The 20,917-nt window shown below is 69.8% G+C and carries 17 protein-coding genes, 1 tRNA gene and 1 pseudogene; 11 read left to right on the forward strand and 8 right to left on the reverse strand.

All coding sequences use genetic code 11. From position 1 onward, the window contains the following. Positions 1-31: 31 nt before the first annotated feature. From ABZ880_RS43810 to ABZ880_RS43830, 5 genes are all read right to left on the reverse strand, one after another. The gene (locus tag ABZ880_RS43810; protein ID WP_361275742.1) at positions 32-481 is read right to left on the reverse strand and encodes a helix-turn-helix transcriptional regulator; all 450 of its coding nucleotides are present in this window, start codon (positions 479-481) and stop codon (positions 32-34) included. A 5-nt stretch (positions 482-486) separates the two neighbouring features. Continuing rightward, positions 487-1,668, reverse strand: coding sequence for a molecular chaperone DnaJ (gene dnaJ, locus ABZ880_RS43815; RefSeq protein ID WP_361275745.1), 1,182 nt, complete (start codon positions 1,666-1,668; stop codon positions 487-489). Positions 1,669-1,701: 33 nt separating this feature from the next. Further along, on the reverse strand, positions 1,702-2,361 hold the full coding sequence (gene grpE, locus ABZ880_RS43820; protein ID WP_361275747.1) for a nucleotide exchange factor GrpE: 660 nt from the start codon (positions 2,359-2,361) through the stop codon (positions 1,702-1,704). Then, complete coding sequence (gene dnaK / locus ABZ880_RS43825; RefSeq protein WP_361275748.1) at positions 2,358-4,202, reverse strand: molecular chaperone DnaK; 1,845 nt, start codon at positions 4,200-4,202, stop codon at positions 2,358-2,360. Before dnaK ends, grpE begins: the two co-directional genes overlap by 4 nt. A 94-nt stretch (positions 4,203-4,296) precedes the next feature. After that, positions 4,297-5,328: an MraY family glycosyltransferase gene (locus tag ABZ880_RS43830; RefSeq protein WP_361275751.1), complete on the reverse strand. Its 1,032-nt coding sequence runs from the start codon at positions 5,326-5,328 to the stop codon at positions 4,297-4,299. A gap of 206 nt (positions 5,329-5,534) precedes the next feature. On the opposite strand from ABZ880_RS43830, the gene ABZ880_RS43835 reads away from it, so the two are divergent. Further along, positions 5,535-7,817 carry a heterodisulfide reductase-related iron-sulfur binding cluster gene (locus tag ABZ880_RS43835; RefSeq protein ID WP_361275753.1) on the forward strand — a complete coding sequence of 761 codons (2,283 nt, stop codon included), beginning with the start codon at positions 5,535-5,537 and terminating at the stop codon, positions 7,815-7,817. A 56-nt stretch (positions 7,818-7,873) separates the two neighbouring features. On the opposite strand, the gene ABZ880_RS43840 is transcribed toward ABZ880_RS43835, so the two are convergent. Next, positions 7,874-8,299 (reverse strand): VOC family protein, encoded by a 426-nt coding sequence (locus tag ABZ880_RS43840; protein ID WP_361275756.1) that lies wholly within the window; start codon positions 8,297-8,299, stop codon positions 7,874-7,876. Between the two features lie 204 nt (positions 8,300-8,503). On the opposite strand from ABZ880_RS43840, the gene ABZ880_RS43845 reads away from it, so the two are divergent. From ABZ880_RS43845 to ABZ880_RS43880, 8 genes and pseudogenes are all read left to right on the forward strand, one after another. Continuing rightward, entirely contained in the window at positions 8,504-9,787 is a 1,284-nt protein-coding gene (locus ABZ880_RS43845; protein WP_361275758.1) for a VCBS repeat-containing protein, read from the forward strand. Positions 9,788-9,980: 193 nt separating this feature from the next. Further along, positions 9,981-11,456, forward strand: coding sequence for an FG-GAP and VCBS repeat-containing protein (locus ABZ880_RS43850; protein ID WP_361275761.1), 1,476 nt, complete (start codon positions 9,981-9,983; stop codon positions 11,454-11,456). Positions 11,457-11,544: 88 nt separating this feature from the next. After that, on the forward strand, positions 11,545-12,981 hold the full coding sequence (locus ABZ880_RS43855) for an FG-GAP-like repeat-containing protein (RefSeq protein ID WP_361275764.1): 1,437 nt from the start codon (positions 11,545-11,547) through the stop codon (positions 12,979-12,981). Next, positions 12,978-14,384 carry a hypothetical protein gene (locus ABZ880_RS43860; RefSeq protein ID WP_361275766.1) on the forward strand — a complete coding sequence of 469 codons (1,407 nt, stop codon included), beginning with the start codon at positions 12,978-12,980 and terminating at the stop codon, positions 14,382-14,384. Before ABZ880_RS43855 ends, ABZ880_RS43860 begins: the two co-directional genes overlap by 4 nt. A gap of 34 nt (positions 14,385-14,418) precedes the next feature. Then, on the forward strand, positions 14,419-15,858 hold the full coding sequence (locus tag ABZ880_RS43865; RefSeq protein WP_361275768.1) for an FG-GAP-like repeat-containing protein: 1,440 nt from the start codon (positions 14,419-14,421) through the stop codon (positions 15,856-15,858). 34 nt (positions 15,859-15,892) lie between these two features. Next, positions 15,893-16,861 carry a Yip1 family protein gene (locus ABZ880_RS43870; RefSeq protein ID WP_361275771.1) on the forward strand — a complete coding sequence of 323 codons (969 nt, stop codon included), beginning with the start codon at positions 15,893-15,895 and terminating at the stop codon, positions 16,859-16,861. Positions 16,862-16,996: 135 nt separating this feature from the next. After that, positions 16,997-17,179, forward strand: a complete 183-nt coding sequence (locus ABZ880_RS43875) for a hypothetical protein (protein WP_361275791.1) — start codon at positions 16,997-16,999, stop codon at positions 17,177-17,179. Between the two features lie 167 nt (positions 17,180-17,346). Next, a pseudogene (locus ABZ880_RS43880) lies at positions 17,347-17,547 on the forward strand (ABC transporter permease); the annotation flags it as partial. Between the two features lie 27 nt (positions 17,548-17,574). Here ABZ880_RS43880 and ABZ880_RS43885 read toward each other — a convergent pair. Continuing rightward, positions 17,575-18,090, reverse strand: a complete 516-nt coding sequence (locus tag ABZ880_RS43885) for a phosphoribosyltransferase (protein ID WP_361275774.1) — start codon at positions 18,088-18,090, stop codon at positions 17,575-17,577. Between the two features lie 13 nt (positions 18,091-18,103). Further along, positions 18,104-18,679, reverse strand: a complete 576-nt coding sequence (gene dcd / locus ABZ880_RS43890; RefSeq protein ID WP_361275777.1) for a dCTP deaminase — start codon at positions 18,677-18,679, stop codon at positions 18,104-18,106. A gap of 566 nt (positions 18,680-19,245) precedes the next feature. Between dcd and ABZ880_RS43895 the strand changes: the two genes are divergently transcribed. Together ABZ880_RS43895 and ABZ880_RS43900 are read left to right on the forward strand one after the other, a co-directional pair. Further along, positions 19,246-19,319, forward strand: a tRNA-Gly gene (locus tag ABZ880_RS43895). Positions 19,320-20,347: 1,028 nt separating this feature from the next. Beyond that, entirely contained in the window at positions 20,348-20,692 is a 345-nt protein-coding gene (locus ABZ880_RS43900; RefSeq protein ID WP_361275779.1) for a hypothetical protein, read from the forward strand. Positions 20,693-20,917 lie beyond the last annotated feature (225 nt).

Raw genomic sequence — 20,917 nt, forward strand, 5'->3', positions numbered from 1 at the left:
CAGCTTCCGGGCCCCTTCTCACATCTGCGGGTCAGTCGGTCTGCCGCCCCTTCGGCCGCCAGACCACCAGCGCACTGGTCTGCTGCACCTCCTGATAAGGCACCAGATCCCGGCGGTACGACGCATGCACCGCCGCCTCGCGCTGCTGCATCGCCGCCGCCGCGCCCTCGACCGCCGCCTGGAGTTCGGCGACGCGCTGCTGGAGCGCGGCGACCTGGTTCTCCAGTTCGATGATCCGCTTGATGCCGGCCAGGTTGATGCCCTCGTCCTGCGACAACTGCTGCACCGTGCGCAGCAGTTCGATGTCACGGGCCGAGTAGCGGCGGCCGCGGCCGGGCGTGCGGTCCGGGGAGACCAGGCCGAGGCGGTCGTACTGGCGCAGGGTCTGCGGGTGCAGGCCGGAGAGCTGGGCCGCCACCGAGATGACGTAGACCGGGGTTTCCTCGGTCAGTTCGTACGGGTTGCGTCGACGGCCGTCCATCTCCCTCATGCTCCCTTCGCGGCCTGGAACAGCTCCGCCCGCGGGTCCTCGCCCGCGGTCGCCTCGCGATACGCCTCCAGTGCGTCACGAGCCTTCCCCGTCACGTCCTTCGGGACACTCACCTCGACGGTGACCAGGAGGTCCCCGCGGGTGCCGTCCTTGCGGACCGCGCCCTTGCCGCGGGCGCGCATGGTGCGGCCGTTGGGCGTGCCCGGCGGCAGCTTCAGGGTGACCGGCGGTCCGCCCAGGGTGGGCACCCTGACCTCGCCGCCCAGCGCCGCCTCCGCGAACGTGACCGGCACCGTCACCGTGAGGTTGTCGCCCTTGCGTCCGAACACCGGGTGCGCGGACACATGCACCGTGACGTACAGGTCGCCCGCCGGACCGCCCCGTTCGCCCGGTGCGCCCTTGCCGCGCAGGCGGATGCGCTGCCCGTCCGAGACGCCCGCGGGGATACGGACCTGCATCGTCCGGGAGGACTTCGCACGCCCCGAGCCCTTGCAGACCTCGCAGGGGTTCTCCGCGATCAGGCCGCGGCCCTTGCAGTCCGGGCAGGGGTCCGTGAGCGAGAAGCCGCCGCCCGAACCCCGCGCCACCTGGCCGGTGCCGACGCACGTCGGGCACACCCTGGGGTTGCCGTTCGCGTCGCCGGTGCCGGAGCAGGCCTTGCACGGTGCCTGCGAGGACATGCGCAGCGGGACCGTCGCCCCCTCGATCGCCTCGGTGAAGCTGAGGCTGACCTCGGTGTCGATGTCCTGGCCGCGCCTGGGCTGCACGCGCGTGGTGCCCGAGCTGCCCCGGTTGAACAGGCCCCCGAAGACGTCACCGAGTCCGCCGCCGAAGCTCCCCCCGGAACCCCCGCCGCCCTGGGCGCCGCCTCCGAAGAGGTCGCCCAGGTCGAAGTTGAAGGAGCCGCCGCCTGCGCCCGGACCCGGGCGGAAGCCGCCGTTGCCGAAGAGGGCGCGGGCCTCGTCGTACTCCTTGCGCTTCTTGGGGTCGCCGAGGATGTCGTTGGCCTCGGAGATCTCCTTGAAGCGCTCCTCGGCCTTGGCGTTGCCCTTGTTGGCGTCCGGGTGGTACTCGCGGGCGAGCTTCCGGTACGCCTTCTTGATCTCGGCCTCGGTGGCGTCCTTGGGGACGCCGAGGACCTTGTAGTAGTCCTTCTCGATGAAGTCCTTGGTGCTCATCCTCGACGCCCCTCCTTTCTCATCGGTTCAAGCTCAGCCCTCGTCCGGGCCACCGCTCTCCTTGTCGTCGGCCGCCTCGGTCGCTTCTTCGGCCTTGACGGTCTGGGCGCCGGGCTGGGGTTCGGCGACCGCCACCCGCGCGGGGCGGATGGTGCGCTCGCCGATGCGATACCCGGGCTGCAGAATCGCCACGCACGTCGTCTCGGTGACGTCCGGCGCGTAGCTGTGCATCAGGGCCTCGTGGATCGTCGGGTCGAAGGGCTCGCCCTCCTTGCCGAACTGCTGCAGACCCATCTTCGCCGCGACGGTCTCCAGCGACTCCCCGACGGACTTGAATCCGCCGACGAACTCGCCGTGCTCCCGCGCGCGGCCGATGTCGTCGAGCACGGGCAGGAGCTCGGTGAGGAGGTTCGCGATGGCGATCTCCTTGACCGTGATCCGGTCCCGCTCCACGCGGCGGCGGTAGTTCTGGAACTCGGCCTGCAGCCGCTGGAGGTCCGCGGTGCGCTCCTCGAGCGCCTTGCGCACCTGGTCCAGCTGGGCCGTCAGGCCTGCGATCTGCGCTGATGCGTCCCCGGCCGGGGCCGCCCCCTCCCCCGAAGAGGGGGAGGCGGCCTGCGGCTCGGCGTCATCGGGGGTGGCGCCGGAGGGGACGTCGGGCTTCTCCTCGAAGCCCGGGGTCTCCTCCGTCACGCGGCACCGTCCTTGCGCTCGTCGTCCACGATCTCGGCGTCGACGACGTCGTCGTCGGCCTTCGGGGCCTCGGCGCCGGCGGACTCGCCGCCCGCGGCCTGCGCGGACTGGGCGTCGGCGTACATGGCCTGGCCGACCTTCTGGGAGACGGCCGCGACCTTCTCCGTGGCGGTGCGGATCTCGGCGGTGTCCTCGCCCTTGAGCGCGGTCTTCAGCTCCTCGACGGCGGCCTCGACCTCGGTCTTGACCTCGCCGGGGACCTTGTCCTCGTTGTCCTTGAGGAACTTCTCCGTCTGGTAGACGAGCTGCTCGCCCTGGTTGCGGCTCTCGGCGGCCTCGCGGCGGCGGTGGTCCTCCTCCGCGTACTGCTCGGCCTCCTGGCGCATGCGGTCGACCTCGTCCTTCGGCAGCGAGGAGCCGCCGGTGACGGTCATCTTCTGCTCCTTGCCCGTGCCCAGGTCCTTCGCGGTCACGTGCATGATGCCGTTGGCGTCGATGTCGAAGGACACCTCGATCTGCGGGACGCCGCGGGGCGCCGGGGGCAGACCGGTCAGCTCGAACATCCCGAGCTTCTTGTTGTACGCCGCGATCTCGCGCTCGCCCTGGTAGACCTGGATCTGCACGGACGGCTGGTTGTCCTCGGCCGTCGTGAAGATCTCGGAGCGCTTCGTCGGGATCGTGGTGTTGCGCTCGATGAGCTTGGTCATGATGCCGCCCTTGGTCTCGATACCGAGGGACAGCGGGGTCACGTCGAGGAGCAGGACGTCCTTGACCTCACCCTTGAGGACACCGGCCTGGAGCGAGGCGCCGATGGCGACGACCTCGTCCGGGTTCACACCCTTGTTGGCCTCCTTGCCGCCGGTGAGCTCCTTGACGATCTCGGCGACGGCGGGCATACGGGTGGAGCCACCGACCAGGACGACGTGGTCGATCTCGTTGATCGAGATGCCGGCGTCCTTGATGACGTTGTGGAACGGCGTCTTGCAGCGCTCCAGCAGGTCGGCCGTCAGCTGCTGGAACTGAGCCCGGGTGAGCTTCTCGTCCAGGTGCAGCGGGCCCTCGGCGGAGGCGGTGATGTAGGGCAGGTTGATCGAGGTCTCGGTCGAGGACGACAGCTCGATCTTGGCCTTCTCGGCAGCCTCACGGAGGCGCTGGAGGGCCATCTTGTCCTTGCTCAGGTCCACGCCGTGACCGGACTGGAACTGCTTGACCAGGTAGTCGACGACGCGCTGGTCCCAGTCGTCACCACCGAGGTGGTTGTCACCGTTGGTGGCCTTCACCTCGACGACGCCGTCACCGATCTCCAGGAGGGACACGTCGAAGGTGCCGCCACCGAGGTCGAAGACGAGGATCGTCTGGTCGTCCTTGTCGAGGCCGTACGCGAGCGCGGCCGCGGTGGGCTCGTTGACGATGCGCAGGACGTTCAGACCGGCGATCTCGCCGGCCTCCTTCGTCGCCTGGCGCTCGGAGTCGTTGAAGTAGGCCGGGACGGTGATGACCGCGTCCGTGACCTTCTCGCCCAGGTAGGACTCGGCGTCGCGCTTCAGCTTCTGCAGGATGAAGGCGCTCATCTGCTGCGGGTTGAACTGCTTCCCGTCGAGCTCGATCTTCCAGTCCGTGCCCATGTGGCGCTTCACGGAGCGGATGGTCCGGTCCACGTTCGTGACCGCCTGGCGCTTGGCGACCTCGCCGACCAGCACCTCACCGTTCTTCGCGAAGGCGACGACGGACGGCGTGGTCCTGGCACCCTCGGCGTTGGTGATGACGGTGGGCTCGCCGCCCTCCAGAACGCTGACGACGGAGTTAGTCGTGCCCAGGTCGATGCCGACCGCACGTGCCATGGTGAATTCCTCCAGCTGACTTGAGTGGAACGGACTCAAGTGTGCACGACGCCCGGCAATGGGTCAACAGACCTGAGTCGCGGGGACTCAACTCTTATCCGTTCCTTACACGCAACTGGCCTCTGACCTGCGTTGATGTCTGCGTGGCCGGCGGCCGCCGGAGCCCGTAGACAGGGATCCGCAGCAGTATGAGTACGACGACGAGGGCCCCCGCCCCGACCCAGTACACCCCGGACTCCGCGGTCCACCCCATGTGCACGAGCACCCCGACGAGCACCCCCGCAAACGCCCCGATGCCGAGCAGCACGGTCGCCCCCTGCGGGGTGAGCCCCAACCGCCGCAGCCGGTGCCCGAGATGGTCCGGCCCGCCGCGCAGCAGCCCCCGCCCGGCCAGCCGCCGCGACAGGACGACGAGAAGCACGTCGGCGCTCGCCACGGCGGTGAGCGCGAACAGCACACCGGCGCTGGGGGCGAGCCCGTACCCGGCCCGCGTGTACACGGCGGAGGCGGCGAGCAGAAACCCGGTGAACAGCGACCCGCACGCGCCGAGCCCCACGCGCGCGGGCGGCCAGTTGTGCATGAGGAACCCGGTCAGCGCGGCGGCCAGCACGCTCAGCAGCACCGCGAGCCCGTCCATCACCTCGGCCGCCGCACAGGCACCGACCCCGAAGGCGGTGACCACGCCGACGGTCCCCGCGAGCCCGTCGGCGTGGTCGAGCGCCTTGAACCCGACGGTGACGAAGACGATCCAGCAGACGGCCAGCAGTCCGGCGGGCAGTCCGGTCTCGTCGTACGGCACGACGTACGCCGCCGCAATGGTCGTACCGATGACGACGACCCGCGTCTTGATCCGCCGCACATCCGCGATCAGCCCGATCGCGGCCACGCCACCGCCCGCGACGAGCAGTTCCCCGACCCCGGACCCGAGGGGCGCGACGCCGGTCCGGTCGACGGTCACCGCGACCGCACAGGTGGCGAGCACCACCGCGACACCCCCGAACAGCGGCACCGGCCGCTGCCGCCGCCGGTCGGCGATACCGAGGCGCAGGGCGGGGACCCGGAGCAGCGCGGTGAGCACGGCGGCGAGCAGCAGGGCGGTGGTGGCGGCGGCGATCCCGTAGAGCACGGATCTAAGTTAGGCGCGAATGTACCAATTTGGTACGAATAACACGTTCAGATCTTAAGGCAACCCTCAGCGATCCAGATCACTGCACGCCTGGCTACAGTGCGATGGAAGATGGGGGTAGTCTCAGACGGACTGCATAAGTTACCGCTTAGTAATGTCGAGGCCCGTCCTCGAAAGAAACCCCTCGCAGGCCCGAGGAGCCCCCAATGCAACTCGCCGCGATCATCGTGTCGCTGGTCCTGACCGTGGTCGGCGTTGCCCTGCTCGCACGCGCCATCGGCCAGTTCGTCCGGTACTTCAAGCTGGGCCAGCCCGTGCCCGCCGGGAGCCGGACAGACAACCCCTACTCGCGCAGCGTGACGCTGGTTCGGGAGTTCCTCGGCCACACGCGGATGAACCGCTGGGGGATCGTGGGCTTCGCCCACTGGTTCGTGGCGGTCGGCTTCCTGACGCTGCCGCCGACCCTGGCGCAGGCCTTCGGCCAGCTCTTCCAGGCCGACTGGACGCTGCCGATCGTCGGCGACTGGCTGCCGCTGGAGATGTACACCGAGTTCATCGGTGTGATGACGGTGCTCGGCATCGTCGTACTCATCGCGATCCGTCTGTCGAACCTGCCCTCGCGCCCCGGCCGCAAGTCCCGCTTCGCGGGCTCCAAGGCGGGTCAGGCGTACTTCGTCGAGTACGTCATCCTCACCATCGGCCTCGCGATCTACGTGCTGCGCGGCCTGGAGGGTGCGATCCACCACGTGGACGGCTACGAGGCCTCGTACTTCGCCTCGTACCCGCTGGTGGTGGCCTTCAAGGGCCTGAGCGTGACCGCGCTGCAGAACCTGATCTACCTGGTCGCGATGATCAAGATCAGCACCTCGTTCATCTGGATGATCGTGGTCTCGCTGAACACCAACATGGGTGTGGCCTGGCACCGCTTCCTGGGCTTCCCGAACATCTGGTTCAAGCGTGAGTCCGACGGCGGTACGGCCCTGGGCGCTCTGCAGCCCATGACGTCGGGCGGCAAGCCGATCGACTTCACCGACCCCGGTGACGACGACGTGTTCGGTGTCTCCCAGGTCGAGCAGTTCTCCTGGAAGGGCCTGCTGGACTTCTCCACCTGCACCGAGTGCGGCCGCTGCCAGTCGCAGTGCCCGGCCTGGAACACCGGCAAGCCGCTCTCCCCCAAGCTGCTGATCATGTCGCTGCGCGACCACGCGCACGCCAAGGCGCCGTACCTGCTCGCGGGTGGCGGCAAGTCCATGGAGGGTGAGGAGAAGGCCTCCGAGGAGCAGCTGGGGGACGTCCCGGCCGCGGCTCTCGCGGAGGCCGAGCGGCCGCTGATCGGCACCGCCGAGGAGAACGGCGTCATCGACCCGGACGTGCTGTGGTCCTGCACCACCTGCGGCGCCTGCGTCGAGCAGTGCCCGGTCGACATCGAGCACATCGACCACATCGTCGACATGCGCCGCTACCAGGTGATGATCGAGTCCGCATTCCCGTCCGAGGCGGGCACGATGCTCAAGAACCTGGAGAAGAAGGGCAACCCCTGGGGCCTGGCCAAGAAGCAGCGCCTGGAGTGGCTCAAGGAGGTCGAGTTCGAGGTCCCGGTCGTCGGCCAGGACATCGAGGACCTCACCGAGGTCGAGTACCTCTACTGGGTCGGCTGCGCCGGCTCCCTGGAGGACCGCGCCAAGAAGACCACCAAGGCCTTCGCCGAGCTGCTGCACATCGCGGGCGTCAAGTTCGCGATCATGGGCGGCGACGAGAAGTGCACCGGCGACTCCGCCCGCCGCCTGGGCAACGAGCCCCTCTTCCAGGAGCTCGGCATGGAGAACGTCATGGCGCTGAACATGGCGTTCGGCGAGGAGCTGGACGACGACGGCAAGGTCGTGCCGGAGTCCGCGAAGCCGAAGTCGGCGAAGAAGATCGTCGCCACCTGCCCGCACTGCCTCAACACCATCGGCAACGAGTACCCGCAGCTCGGCGGCGACTACGAGGTCATCCACCACACCCAGCTGCTGCAGCACCTGGTGGACGAGGGCAAGCTGGTCCCGGTCACCCCGGTCGAGGGCATCATCACCTACCACGACCCGTGCTACCTGGGCCGCCACAACAAGATCTACACGCCGCCGCGCGAGATCATCGCGGGCGTCCCGGGCCTGCGCAACGAGGAGATGCACCGCCACAAGGAGCGCGGCTTCTGCTGCGGCGCCGGCGGCGCGCGGATGTGGATGGAGGAGCGGATCGGCAAGCGCATCAACAACGAGCGCGTCGACGAGGCTCTTTCGCTCAACCCGGACATCGTCTCCACCGCCTGCCCGTTCTGCCTGGTCATGCTGACCGACTCGGTCAACGGCAAGAAGAACGACGGCAAGGCGAAGGAGTCCATCCAGGTGGTGGACGTCGCCCAGCTCCTGCTGGAGTCGGTGAAGACCCCGGTCGACCCGGCCGGCGAGGAGGAGACGGAGAGCGCCCCGGAGCCGGAGCCGGTGAAGTAGCTTCTACGCCCGTCCCGACGCCCCCAGGTCCCACGCGGACCTGGGGGCGTCGGCGTTCAGAACACCGGCTGTCCGACCCCCAGCAGATTCCCCTCACTGTCCCGGAACCAGGCTCCGCGCTCGCCCCGTGCACCCTTGCTCGGGTAGTTGCCCTCGATCTCGGCGATCCCGCCCTCCGTACGGAAGCCGGGCGCGTCGACCTCCTCGAACGCGACGCCGTGGGCCTTGAGTTGAGCCACCACGGCCTCGATGTCGTCGACCTCGAAGGCCATCTGCGTGAAGGTGCCGGGAGAGGCTCCCGTCGACCGGAACACCACGAAGTCCACTCCCCCGCAGCGGTACTGCAGCCCGCCGGGCCGTTCGTCGACGGGATCGAGACCGAGCGTCTCGGAGTAGAACCGCCGCGCCCGCTCCAGATCCTGAGCAGGCAACCGGGTCGCGACGCGCCCCCGGGCCAGAATGTTCCTTCCGTCCGTGTTCATACCTCCACTATCGGCCCCACCTGCCCGCTCCGGTCGGTCATCGTCATCATGGCCGGATCGCACCTCATGCGTCCGTACGCCCCGATGTCGTGCGGTGTGACATTGCGCAAGTGCACAGGGTCCTCCTTGCCGCCGGACTGTCGCCCCATCTCGAACGCGTGCATCATTGCCCAGGCGTTGTCGACGGTGCTGACGAGGTGAGCGGTGCGCGTGCGAAGAGGTGGGATCTGTACGGCGGCCCTCTGCAGCACCCTGCTCCTCGCCGCCTGCGGCCCCGGCACCGACGCGAAGGCAGCTCACCACACCCCCGTACGGATCGCCGACGCCCCGGCCCGGCTCCCGATACCCCGTGGCAAGGGCAGCAGCACCGCCGAGGACTTCAACGGCGACGGCCACCGCGACCTCGTGCTCGACGCCCTCGTGAAGGCGCAGAGGCACACCGACGACGCGGGCATCGGTGTCGTCTACGGCAGCGCGCACGGACTCACCCCGGGCGCCCGGCAGTTGCTCAGCCCCGCCAAGTACGCCGCACGTACCAAGGGCCAACTCCCCGCCGTCTTCGACGCGGAGGCAAGCTGCGACCTCGACGGGGACGGCTTCACCGACCTGATCGTCTCCACCGACCCGCCCTACGACGGCCAGGGCCGGCCCCCGGTCCCCCTCCAGATCCTGTTCGGCTCGCCCGCCGGACTCACCCACGCGGTCACCCTCACCGTCCCCGCCGCCGCCCGCTTCGGCAACGACTGGCCCGACCAGCCGGTCTGCGGCGACTTCGACGGGGACGGGGGAGAGGACCTGGTCCTGCATGCCTCCGGCGGCCGACTGAGCTATCTGCGCGGCCCGTTCAGCCGCAAGGGCCGCCCTCGCGCGGCCGGCGCTCCGATCCCCTCCACCGGCGAGTTCCCGGCCGGGTCCGCCGCCGACGTGAACCGCGACGGCTACGACGACCTCGTGGTCCGTACGACCCAGGGCACGAGCAAGGCGTCCGTCGTCCTCGGCGGCCCGACCGGCCCCACCCGCACCGGCGTTGTCCTCCCCGAGGGCATCGACATCGCCCTCGGCCGCTTCGGGAAGGGCCGCACCCTCGACGCGGCGGTCGGCGCGATGGGCGAAACGTCCCTGCGCTACGACCTCCCCACCCCGACCCGCGCCACGCTCCCCTCTCCCGGCTCGATGCTCGACGCCGCCGACTTCGACGGCGACGGGCTGAGCGAACTCGTCTCCAGCGGCTCGCAGTTGCGTGTGTTCCGGGGTCGTACGACAGGTCTGTCGAAGGCGGGAATGGTCACCGTCGAGCCACCGGCCCGCGGCACCACCCGGGTGCTGACGGCGGGCGACTTCGACGGGGACGGGCGGGCCGACCTCGCGGTGCGGACGTACCGGGGAGAGACGAAGGACACCGTCGCCGTCTATGCAGGGGCGAAGAAGGGGCTGGTCGCGGACGAGCCCGCCGTCACCTTCTCGACGTCGGAGTTCCTGGTCGGCTGACCGTCACAGGCGAATCGGAACGATTCAAAAATTTACCGAACTCACGTACAACCCTTACGCCCCGGAACAGGTCTCCTGATCGCCGACCGGCCCGTGAAACCGAGGACAACTCCCGGTGAACGCGGGTCGGCACGCACCCCATCGACTGTGGATGCCCGCCAGGCATCCCCCGCATGCCGCAGGAGAAACCCGCATGCACAAGCCTCTGCGACTCGCCCTCGCGACGGCCGCCGCCGCCGCTCTGACGGGCGGTCTGCTCACCTTCACGGCCGGGACGGCCACGGCCGCGGACTCCACGCACGTCCCGCAGGCCGACTTCAACGGCGACGGAATCGGCGACGTGGCCTTCTCGGCCTCCGGTGCCTATGTGAACGGCAAGAAGAACGCCGGCCAGGTGGTCGTCCTCTACGGCACGGCCACCGGCGTCTCCTCCGCCAAGCGCTCCACCGTCAGCCAGAACACCACCGGCAACCCCGGCACCGCCGAGACCGGCGACGTCTTCGGCGCGGAGACCGCGTACGCCGACTTCAACGGCGACGGCTACGACGACCTCGCGGTCGGCTCCCCCGGCGAGGACGTCGGCAGCGACACCGACGGCGGCGGCCTCGCCATTCTGTGGGGCTCCGCCTCCGGCATCACCGGCAAGGGCGTCGGCATCGCCGACCCTGCCCCCTCCAGCCACGACTACTGGGGCAAGAACCTCGCCGCCGGCGACTTCGACGGCGACGGCAAGGCCGACCTGGCCGTCGGCAGCTCCGCCTCCACCATCTACGTCTACAAGGGCGGCTTCACCACGTCCGGCACGGCCGGCGGCCGCTACACGATCAAGCCCCCCATCCAGAGCGGCGGCGACGCCAACGGCCCGCTGAACCTGACCGCGGGCGACGTCAACGGCGACAAGCGCACCGACCTGGTCGTCGACGGCTTCGAGACGAACACCGACTACGGCTGGAACCGCAACTACTACATCCCCGGCACCGCGAGCGGCCTGAGCGTCGCCTCCGCCCAGGCGCTCAAGCCCGGTGTGATCACCGCGATCGGCGACATCGACGACGACGGCTACGGCGACATCGTCAGCGGCGCCTACTGGAACGCCACCACGGGCGACGGCACCTCGATCCCCGACTCCGCCAAGGGCGGCAAGGTCTGGGTCACCTACGGCTCCGCCGGCGGCCCCAGCGGGTCCACCGGCATCACCCAGGACACCGGCAACGTCCCCGGCACCTCCGAGAACAACGACTGGTTCGGCTCCGAGCTGGACCTCGGCGACATCAACGGCGACGGCTTCCTCGACCTCGCGATCGGCGTCTCCGGCGAGAACATCGGCAGCGCCACCGACACCGGCGCGGTCACCGTCCTCTACGGCACGGCGAGCGGCCTGGACACCACCACCGGCGCCCAGTCCTTCGCCCAGTCCACCGCGGGCGTACCGGGCAACGACGAGGACGGCGACGAGTTCGGCCTCGACGTCAAGCTCGACGACGTCAACGGCGACGGCCGCGCCGACCTGACCGTCGGCTCCGCCGAGAACGCGGGCAACGGTGCGGTGACCTACCTGCCCTCCAACGGCACCGCGATCACCACCACCGGCTCCCGCACCGTCTCCCCGAGCACCTCGGGCGTCTCCACGACGGGAACGCCGTACTTCGGCGCCAACTTCGCCGACTGACCGCCCCGTTACCGGAGCCGGGCCCTCACCCTCGGGCCCGGCTCCTCCTCCCTCTTCTCTCCGATCCCTTCTCCCCGGAGCCCCCGCCTTGCGCAAGCGCACCCTCCTGCTGGCCGCGACGCTCACCACCGGCCTGCTCACCGCCCTGCCCGCCGCCACCGCCTCCGCCGCGCCCTCCGGTCTGTCCGGCGACTTCAACGGCGACGGCTACCGCGACGTCGCGATCAGCGCCTCGACCGCCACCGTCGGCTCGGTGCGGTACGCCGGCGCCGTCGTCGTCCTGTACGGCTCGTCCTCCGGCGTCTCGGCCGCGAGGAAGACCGTGATCACCCAGAACTCCACCGGCGTCCCCGGCACCGCCGAGGAGGGCGACAACTTCGGCGGCAGCCTGGCAGCCGGCGACCTGGACGGCGACGGTTACTCGGACCTCGTCGTCGGCGCTCCCAGCGAGAGCATCGGCGACCGCGACAGCGTCGGTGCCGCCACGGTTCTGTGGGGCTCCAAGTCCGGCCTCTCCGGCGGCTCTTCCCTGCCCTCCCCCTCCGGCCTCACCGAGTGGGGCGGCTACTCCTCCGGCATCGCGACCGGCGACTTCAACGGCGACGGCAAGACGGACGTCACCGTCACCGGCCAGACCAAGACCGGCCTGTACCGGGGCCCGTTCGCCCGCACCGGCAAACCCGCCGGCCTGACCGACGTGTACGAGGTCGGCACCACGTACGAGGTGATCGCGGGCGACCTGGACGGCGACGGCGCGGCCGAGCGCGTGTATCCGTACACGGTCAGCGGCGACCACGGCGGCGTCATCGAGTACCTGAGCTACGACCCCGAGGGTTACGACTCCCACCCCGAGTCGGACTACGTCGGCACCGAACTGACGGCCGCCGACGGCCACCAGGGCGTGATCGGCGACATCAACGGCGACGGCTACGGCGACCTCGTCCTCGGCGACCACGAGGACCCGCGCAGCGACAAGACGACCGGCCACAAGGGCGGCCAGATCAGCGTCTGGTACGGCGGCCCGAACGGCCCCGATCCGGCACAGGCGCCGACCGTCATCAACCAGGACACGGCGGGCGTGCCCGGCGCGGGCGAGACCGACGACCGATTCGGCTTCTCACTGGCCGTCGGCGACATCAACGGAGACAAGTACGCCGACGTCGCGGTGGGCGCCTTCGACGAGGACAACGGCTCGGCCAAGGACTCGGGTTCGGTGACCGTCCTGTTCGGCTCCGCCACCGGCCTGACGGGCTCGGGCGCCAAGTCGTACACGCAGAACACCACGGGTGTCCCCGGCAGCAGCGAGACGAACGACGAGTTCGGCATGTCGGTCCGCCTGGTCGACCTCGACAAGAACGGCAAGGCCGATCTGGTCGTCGGCTCCGGATACGAGAACAACTACGGCGCGGTCACCGTCCTGCGCGGCACCGCCTCCGGCCTGACCACCACGGGCGCCAAGTCCTTCACGGCCCGCGACGTCTCCCTCAAGGGCGACGCCTCCTTCGGCTGGGTGATCGCCCAGTGACCTACCGCCGGCTGGCCGTCCTGCTCGCGGCATCCCTCACCCCGCTCGCCCTGGCCTCCCCCGCCGCGCAGGCGGCGACGCCCGCGAAGCCGTACGACTTCAACGGCGACGGCCGGACGGACCTCGCCATCGGCGCGCCCGCCGCCACGGTCGCCGGCAAGGCGAAGGCGGGCGCCGTGTCGGTCGTGTACGGCAGCGCGTCCGGCCTCAAGAGCTCGACGCACACGCTGATCACGCAGAACACCTCCGGCATCCCCGGCACCGCCGAGACCGACGACGCCTTCGGCTCCTCCCTCGCCTCCACCGACCTGGACCGGGACGGCTATGCCGACCTCGTCGTCGGCGCCCCCGGCGAGGACGTGAACGGCGACACCAACGACGGCACGATCGTCATCGTCTGGGGCGCCAAGTCCGGCCTGTCCGGCGCCCGTACGCTCGTCAACCACAACGACCGGGACAACGACCGCTACGGCAAGGCGGTGGCCGCGGGCGACTTCACCGGCGACGGGATGCCCGAGGTCGCCACGGGCTCGACCGGCACCTTCGGCCTCAACTTCGTCTCCGGCCCCTTCACCAGGACCGGCGCCTTCAACGGCGGCAACGGCGGCTCCTTCTCGTACCTCTCCCGCCCGTACTCGGAGTCGTACGGCATCGAGTACCTCTCCACCGGCGACGTCACCGGCCGCGGCTTCGACGGCCTGGTCGCGCACGGGCGCGAGCAGGGCACCGACGACGCGGTCACCACCCTGGTGGACGGCAGCATCGGCAACTTCAACGACTGGCTGGTGACCATGCCCAGCGGCTATGTCTCCTCGGTCGGCGACATCGACGGCGACGGCTACGCGGACGTCGCGGTCGGCAACCACCGCGAGACCTCCGCCGACCCGGCGGGCGCCAAGGGCGGCAGGGTCACCATCCGCTACGGCGGCCCGGACGGCGCCGACACCTCCCGCGCGCCGTTCACCGTCACCCAGGACACGGTGGGGGTGCCCGGCACTTCCGAGACCGGCGACGCCTTCGGCTCCGGCGTCTCGCTCGCCGACGTCAACGGAGACGGCTACGCCGACCTCGCGATCGGCGCGCCCGGCGAGGACTCCGGCACGGGCGCGGTCACCCTCCTGTACGGATCGGCCTCCGGCCTGAAGACCACCGGCGGCAAGACCTTCACGCAGAACACCGCGGGCGTGCCCGGCAGTTCGGAGAAGGGCGACCGGTTCGGCGCCCGCGTCCTGCTGACCGGGGCCAACGGCCTCACGATCGCGGCGCCGGGCGAGAACTCCGGCGACGGCGCGGTCTGGTCCCTGCCCGGCGCGACGACGGGCGCCGCGACGAGCTTCGGCCCGTCGGCCACCGGAGTCTCCACCGCGGGCAGCCCCAACTACGGCTCGGTCCTGGCCGGCTGACCCCTCCTCGCCTCCAGACACCCCGAAGGAACCCATGCGCAAGCGCACTCTGCTGGTGGCAGCGACCCTGACCACCGGCCTGCTCACCGCCCTGCCCGCCGCCACCGCCTCCGCCGCGCCCTCGGGCCTGTCCGGCGACTTCAACGGCGACGGCTACCGCGACGTCGCCATCGCCGCGCCGATAGCGAAGGTCTCCGGCAAGTCCGGCGCGGGCTACGTCGCCGTCGTCTACGGCACCGCGAGCGGCCTCGACATCACCAAGCGCCAGATCATCAGCCAGGCCACCGACGGCATCCCCGGCACCCCGGAGTCGTCCGACAACTTCGGCGACCGCCTGACCACCGGGGACATGGACGGCGACGGCTACACGGACATCGTGGTCGGCGTGCACGGCGAGAAGATCGGCTCGACCGACTCCTACGGCGTGCTGACCGTGCTGTGGGGCGGCGCGAGCGGCATCAAGTCCGGTACGGACATCTCCTCTCCGCTGCCGCAGTACCGCAACGAGCTGGGCTGGGCCCTGGCCGCCGGCGACTTCGACGGCGACGGCCACACCGACCTGGCCGCCGGCAACAACTCCACGCCGTCCCTGAACATCTTCCGCGGCCCCATCTCCCGTACCGGAAAGGCGACTTCACTCGTCGGCGTCGACACGATCGACCAGACGACGATCTATGCCGACAAGCTGGTCGCGGGCGAGGTCAACGGCGACGGGAGGACGGACCTCCTCGTCATGGGCCAGGAGGAGACCAGCACCGGCGACTACCGCACCCGCAGCGTCCTCTACACCGGCGACGCGACGAGCACCGTCAAGGTGGGCAAGAAGCTCGCGGGCGGCTACGACGCCGTCATCGCCGACGTCGACAAGGACGGCCACGGCGACATCGTCACCGGCAACTTCATGGAGAAGTCGACCACCGAGCCGAACGGCGGCCTCGGCGGCGCGGTGACGGTGACGTACGGCGCCTCCGGCGGCCTGTCCACCCGCACCCCGGTCCGCATCACGCAGGACACGGCGGGCGTTCCCGGTACGGCCGAGAAGGGCGACGCCTTCGGCTGGGCGCTGTCGGCAGGCGACACCAACGGCGACGGCTACGCGGACATCGCGATCGGCACCCCCGAGGAGGCGCTGGGCGCCAAGAAGGACGCGGGCACGGTCGTCGTCCTGCGCGGCTCGGCGAGCGGCCTGACGGGCACCGGCGCCAAGTCCTTCTCCCAGGACACGGCGGGCGTCCCCGGCAGCGCGGAGTCGTACGACTACTTCGCCGACTCGGTCTTCCTGACGGACAGCAACAACGACGGCCGCGCGGAACTCCTCGCGGGCGCCCGCGGCGAGAACGGCGGCGCGGGTGCGGTCTGGCTGCTGAAGTCCACGTCCTCGGGCATCACGGCCACCGGCGCCAAGTCGTTCTCGAGCACGACGCTGGGCGGCCCTTCGGGCCTCGCCTACTTCGGCAACGTATTCGCAGGCTGACACCCTAGGGGCCGCCGTGGCGTCCCCCTAGGGGATGTCACAGGTCGGCCGCAAAGCCGGGCCCGAACCGCCGGGCCCGGCACGTCACTCTCCGGGACCAGGTACGTTCGAAGGCGTGGCTGGATTCAGGATCGGACGGGGCGGCCGGAACAACGGCGCTCCGCAAACGCGACCGCAACACCCCCCGCACGGGCAGCAGGCGCCGCAGGGACAGTCGTACGGCTACCCGCAGGCGCCGCAGCAGCCGTACCCGTACCAGGGGCAGCAGCCGTACGGCGGCGGATACGGCGGCCAGGACGAGCCGGAGTACTTCGGCGACGGCGGCGGATACGCACCGCAGGGCAACCCGGACCCGTACGCGGCCAACAACCCGGGCCACACCCAGGCGTTCTCGGTCGGCGAGGACCCGTACAACCAGGGCGGCACCTACCGCGCCGGCTCGGCCCCGGCGGGCCCGGTCGGGCCGCGCCTCCACTGGAAGGACCTGCTGAGGGGCATCATCCTGTCCCCCACCCAGACCTTCCTGCAGATGCGCGACTACACGATGTGGGGCCCGGCCCTCATCGTGACGTTCCTCTACGGCCTGCTCGCGGTCTTCGGCTTCGACGGCGCCCGCTCGGACGCGATCAGCGCCACCCTCGCCAACGCCGTCCCGATCGTCCTGACGACCGCCGTGGCGATGGTGCTGTCCTCCTTCATCCTGGGCGTGGTCACCCACACCCTGGCCCGCCAGCTCGGCGGCGACGGCGCCTGGCAGCCCACGGTCGGCCTCTCGATGCTGATCATGTCGCTGACGGACGCCCCCCGCCTGGTCTTCGCCATGTTCTTCGGCGGCGACGCGACGTTCGTCCAGGCCCTGGGCTGGGCGACCTGGGTGGCGGCCGGCGCCCTGCTGACGATGATGGTCTCCCGCTCCCACGACCTCCCGTGGCCGAAGGCCCTGGGCGCCTCGGCGATCCAGCTGATCGCCCTGCTGTCGATCGTGAAACTGGGCACGTTCTAGCCGCCTTGCGCAGTACGACGAGACGGGCCCCCGGCACATTGGCCGGGGGCCCTTACTCATGGCACCGCATGGCGTCACGTGGCACCACATGGCAGGCATCACCCGACGCCGGACGGGGCCATCCGGAGCCAATCGGTGCCACTTGGCGCGATCGGCATCCGCGAGGGCACCGCCGCCTGGCTAGACGTCAACTCCAACCGCGGGCAGGTGCGCAACCGGCTCAGCGCGTCCGAGGCCCCGGAGCAGACCGAGGACACCGTCATGGTCCGCGCACGGACCAACTGGGGCAACATCGACGTCCTGCGCGCCAAGGCCTGAGCGCCACGCCTTCAACCGGGCCGACCCTCAACCGGCCCCATCCTTCACCCACTTCAGCCTTCGATCGGAGGGCTCCATGAGCTTCGTCTGTCATGCCCACGTTCAGGCAGACCGACGGTCACGCGCCGGCCGCCGTCTCCGCCACCGACCTGCGCAAGTCGTAAGGCGACGCCGAGGCCGCCGGCAACAACGCACTGCCGCTGATCTTCCTGCCGCTGATCTCCAGTACGTTCGTCCCCGTCGACGCGATGCCGGGCTGGTTCCGGCCGATCGCCGAGTTCAACGGCTGGCTCGCCACCGCCTGGTGCCTGGGTCTCGCGGTGCTCGGCTACTTCTGGTCGGCCGCGAAGTTCAACAGCGACCCGAAACAACGGCAGCCGAAACAACGGCAGCGGTCAGACCGCTTCCTTGTTCTCCTTGGGCGCCTCTCCCGACCTGTGCACGGGGGGCAGGACACTCCACGGGAAGTTGATCCAGTCGTCGGTCCGCTTCCACACGTACTCGCATTTCACGAGTGACTGCGACTTCTCGTAGATGACGGCCGACCGCACCTCGGCGACGGTGTCGAGGCAGAAGTCCCGTACGAGCTTCAGCGTCCTGCCCGTGTCGGCGACGTCGTCGGTGATGAGGACCTTCTTGTCGGAGAAGTCGATGACGTTGGGAACGGGAGCGAGCATGACCGGCATCTCGAGCGTGGTGCCCACACCCGTGTAGAACTCCACGTTCACGAGGTGGAGGTTCTTGCAGTCGAGGGCGTAGGCGAGCCCGCCGGCGACGAAGACGCCGCCACGAGCGATGCTGAGCACGATGTCGGGCTCGTACCCGTCGTCGGCGATGGCCTGCGCGAGCTCGCGCACGGCGGCGCCGAAGCGCTCGTAGGTCAGATTCTCCCGCACGTCACTCACGCTCATGCCCGTGCCGCCCTCACACCTGCGTCCGATGGAAGTTGAGGTAGGAGCGGGAGGCGGTGGGCCCGCGCTGCCCCTGGTAGCGGGAGCCGTACCGCTCGCTGCCGTACGGGAACTCGGCCGGCGAGCTGAGACGGAACATGCACAGCTGCCCGATCTTCATGCCGGGCCACAACTTGATGGGCAGGGTGGCGAGGTTGGACAGCTCGAGGGTCACGTGCCCGGAGAACCCCGGGTCGATGAACCCGGCGGTGGAGTGGGTGACCAGCCCGAGCCGCCCGAGGGAACTCTTGCCCTCGAGCCTCGACGCAAGATCGTCGGGGAGCGTGATGACCTCGTACGTACTGGCGAGGACGAACTCCCCGGGGTGGAGGATGAACGGCTCGTCCCCCTCCGGCTCCACGAGCCGCGTCAGATCCGTCTGCTCGACGGAGGGGTCGATGTGCGGGTACCGGTGGTTCTCGAACACCCGGAAATAACGGTCCAGCCGTACGTCGACACTCGACGGCTGCACCATGGATGCGTCGTAGGGATCGATCACCACCCGCCCGGCGTCGATCTCGGCCCGGATGTCCTTGTCTGAGAGAAGCACGCCCCGAGGATACGCAAGGCGCACGGGCCGACGACAACCACGCCGTCCCGCACGCCAGCGACTACCGCCTCTACTGCTGTACGGCCGTACTGCTTCTGCCGCTCCTACTGCTTCTACCTGCTTTGTACCTGCTTCTACCGCTTCTCAAGGCTGACCGGCACCACACTGCGGAGCCGGGCACAGCGTGGACACCGAACCAGCCGGCCGGGGCCGAGGCGCTCGGCCTGCTGCATCGGGAACGAAGCGGTGCTGAACACGTGCCCATCGGCACAACGGACGACGGTGCGCTCCATCAAGTCCTAGAGTCCCTTCCCCAAGAGCCTCGTCTGGCTACTGCTCACCAGACGACAAATGCCACATTACGGGATCAAAGGAACGACTCTCCAGGGGGCACTCCGACCTCCCCCCGACCCTCACGCACCCCACCACCGTACGCCCCAACTCCCGCCCCACGCAGCCCCGTCACCCCCCGCAAACGCACTCGGACCCCACGGCTTCAGCGCCTGGGGCCCGGGATGAGGTAAGGTGACGATGCGTTCCGACACCGGCTCCGACCGGCGTCTTACGCGGGTGTAGTTTAATGGTAGAACATCAGCTTCCCAAGCTGAGAGCGCGAGTTCGATTCTCGTCACCCGCTCCATTTGAAACCCCAGGTCAGCGGCCTGGGGTTTATGTATTTGCCGGAGGATTTTCGCCCGTCTCCGTTCTGTCTTGCACGTGAAGATCGGGCACGCGGAGGGCACGGGCGGTCGGTGGGTGCCACGGACGGTGGGTGCCACGGAGCCGTCGGCCGCGTGCGCCGACACACTCCGCTGGTCTGGGGTTTCGTGGCAGCCATCGCGAGCGTTCGCGGATCCGAGCCCGCAGCTTGTCGTTCCGCGGCGAGGTCGGCCGGCCTGCCCCTGTGGCTGTAGGCGACCGCCGCCGAAGCCCCTTCCAGGACCTGGACTTCGACGCCGGGACGCTCACGTCGGGGCGGCAGGTCGTCGGGCAGCAGCGAGGAGGCACCGCCCCGCCCTGCCCACGCGCGGCAACACGATCCGGTTCCGCAGGCAGGAGCGGTGACATCACCAGGGGAGCAGCCGTCATGAGCGGCTCGTCCACCTCCTGGCCGTCCGCGCGAACGGGTACGTCCACGAGATCCTGCAGCAGGGTGGGGTGGGAGGGAAGTGGGGGCTGCAGTGCCGTGGTCATGACTGATCATGCCAACTGCCTTGCGTTAATGAGTGGTTGACGTCAGGCGTGAGGGGCAGCGCCCCGGATCGGCGTCGGCCTTGCCGGCAGGGAGGAAGGGACGACTCCAGCCCTCGGTGAGGCCGCTGGGGCGGGGGTGCGGCCGGGGGCACGGGCTGCCCCTGGGGGAGGTGGTGTGCCGGAGACGAACTTCTGGGGTGGGCACGGCGCACCCTTGCTGCCCCACCGTGCTCCCCCGCGTCGGGAAAGACCCGAATACGGCTGACCAGCCCCCTCCGACAGAGTGCGCAACAGAGTGCGCCGGGGCGGCCGTCACGTTGACACGTATCGTCGCCGGACGTTGACTGGCAGAACGGCGCAGGGCTGGGAAGGGCAGGGCCGATCGGGACTCCGGAAGCCTGCGACAGGCCGTCGAGAAGGCGAACGGCGTCTTCGGGCGGTGCCCCATCCCCCACGGAAGCGGGACACACGACGATGTACGACCAGACACGCGCCCAGCAGCCCGCGGACCGGCCCTCGGGCACCGTCGGGCGCCGTGCCGCGGGCCCGGAGCCGCTGTTCCTCCCGGACGGACGGGACGAGATCGTGCGCCGCCTCGGGCATGCCGTCAACACCTTCGCGGACAGCCCGCGCGAGGCGCTGGAGGAGGCCGAGGGCGCGTTCGACGAAGTCGCCGCCCAGCTCGTGAAAGCTCTTGCCGAGCGACGGCGGGTCCTCCGCGCAGGCTGGGCGGACCTGGACCCCGAGACACAGTCCGCCGAACTCCGATTCGCGCTACGGGAGTACCGAGAGCTCACCGGGCGGCTGCTGCGCGCCTAGGCGATCACGACTCCACCCGGCGGCACACAACAGGTGGGCGCGCCGGTCTCGCGACGAGGGGAAGACGGTAAATCACGTTTCAAACAAGAAAACGTCCGGAATTATTCCCGATCCCTGATCCAGCATGCCGTGCTACTGTCGAATCAGGTTGCAGTTGTGGTTGCCAAAGGGTTCATTTTCCGACGGGCTGATCATCACGGCGACACGGAGTCCGCACAGGGTGAA

The sequence above is a fragment of the Streptomyces sp. NPDC047043 genome, from assembly GCF_040644055.1.
In the GTDB taxonomy this organism is placed as follows: Bacteria; Actinomycetota; Actinomycetes; order Streptomycetales; family Streptomycetaceae; genus Streptomyces.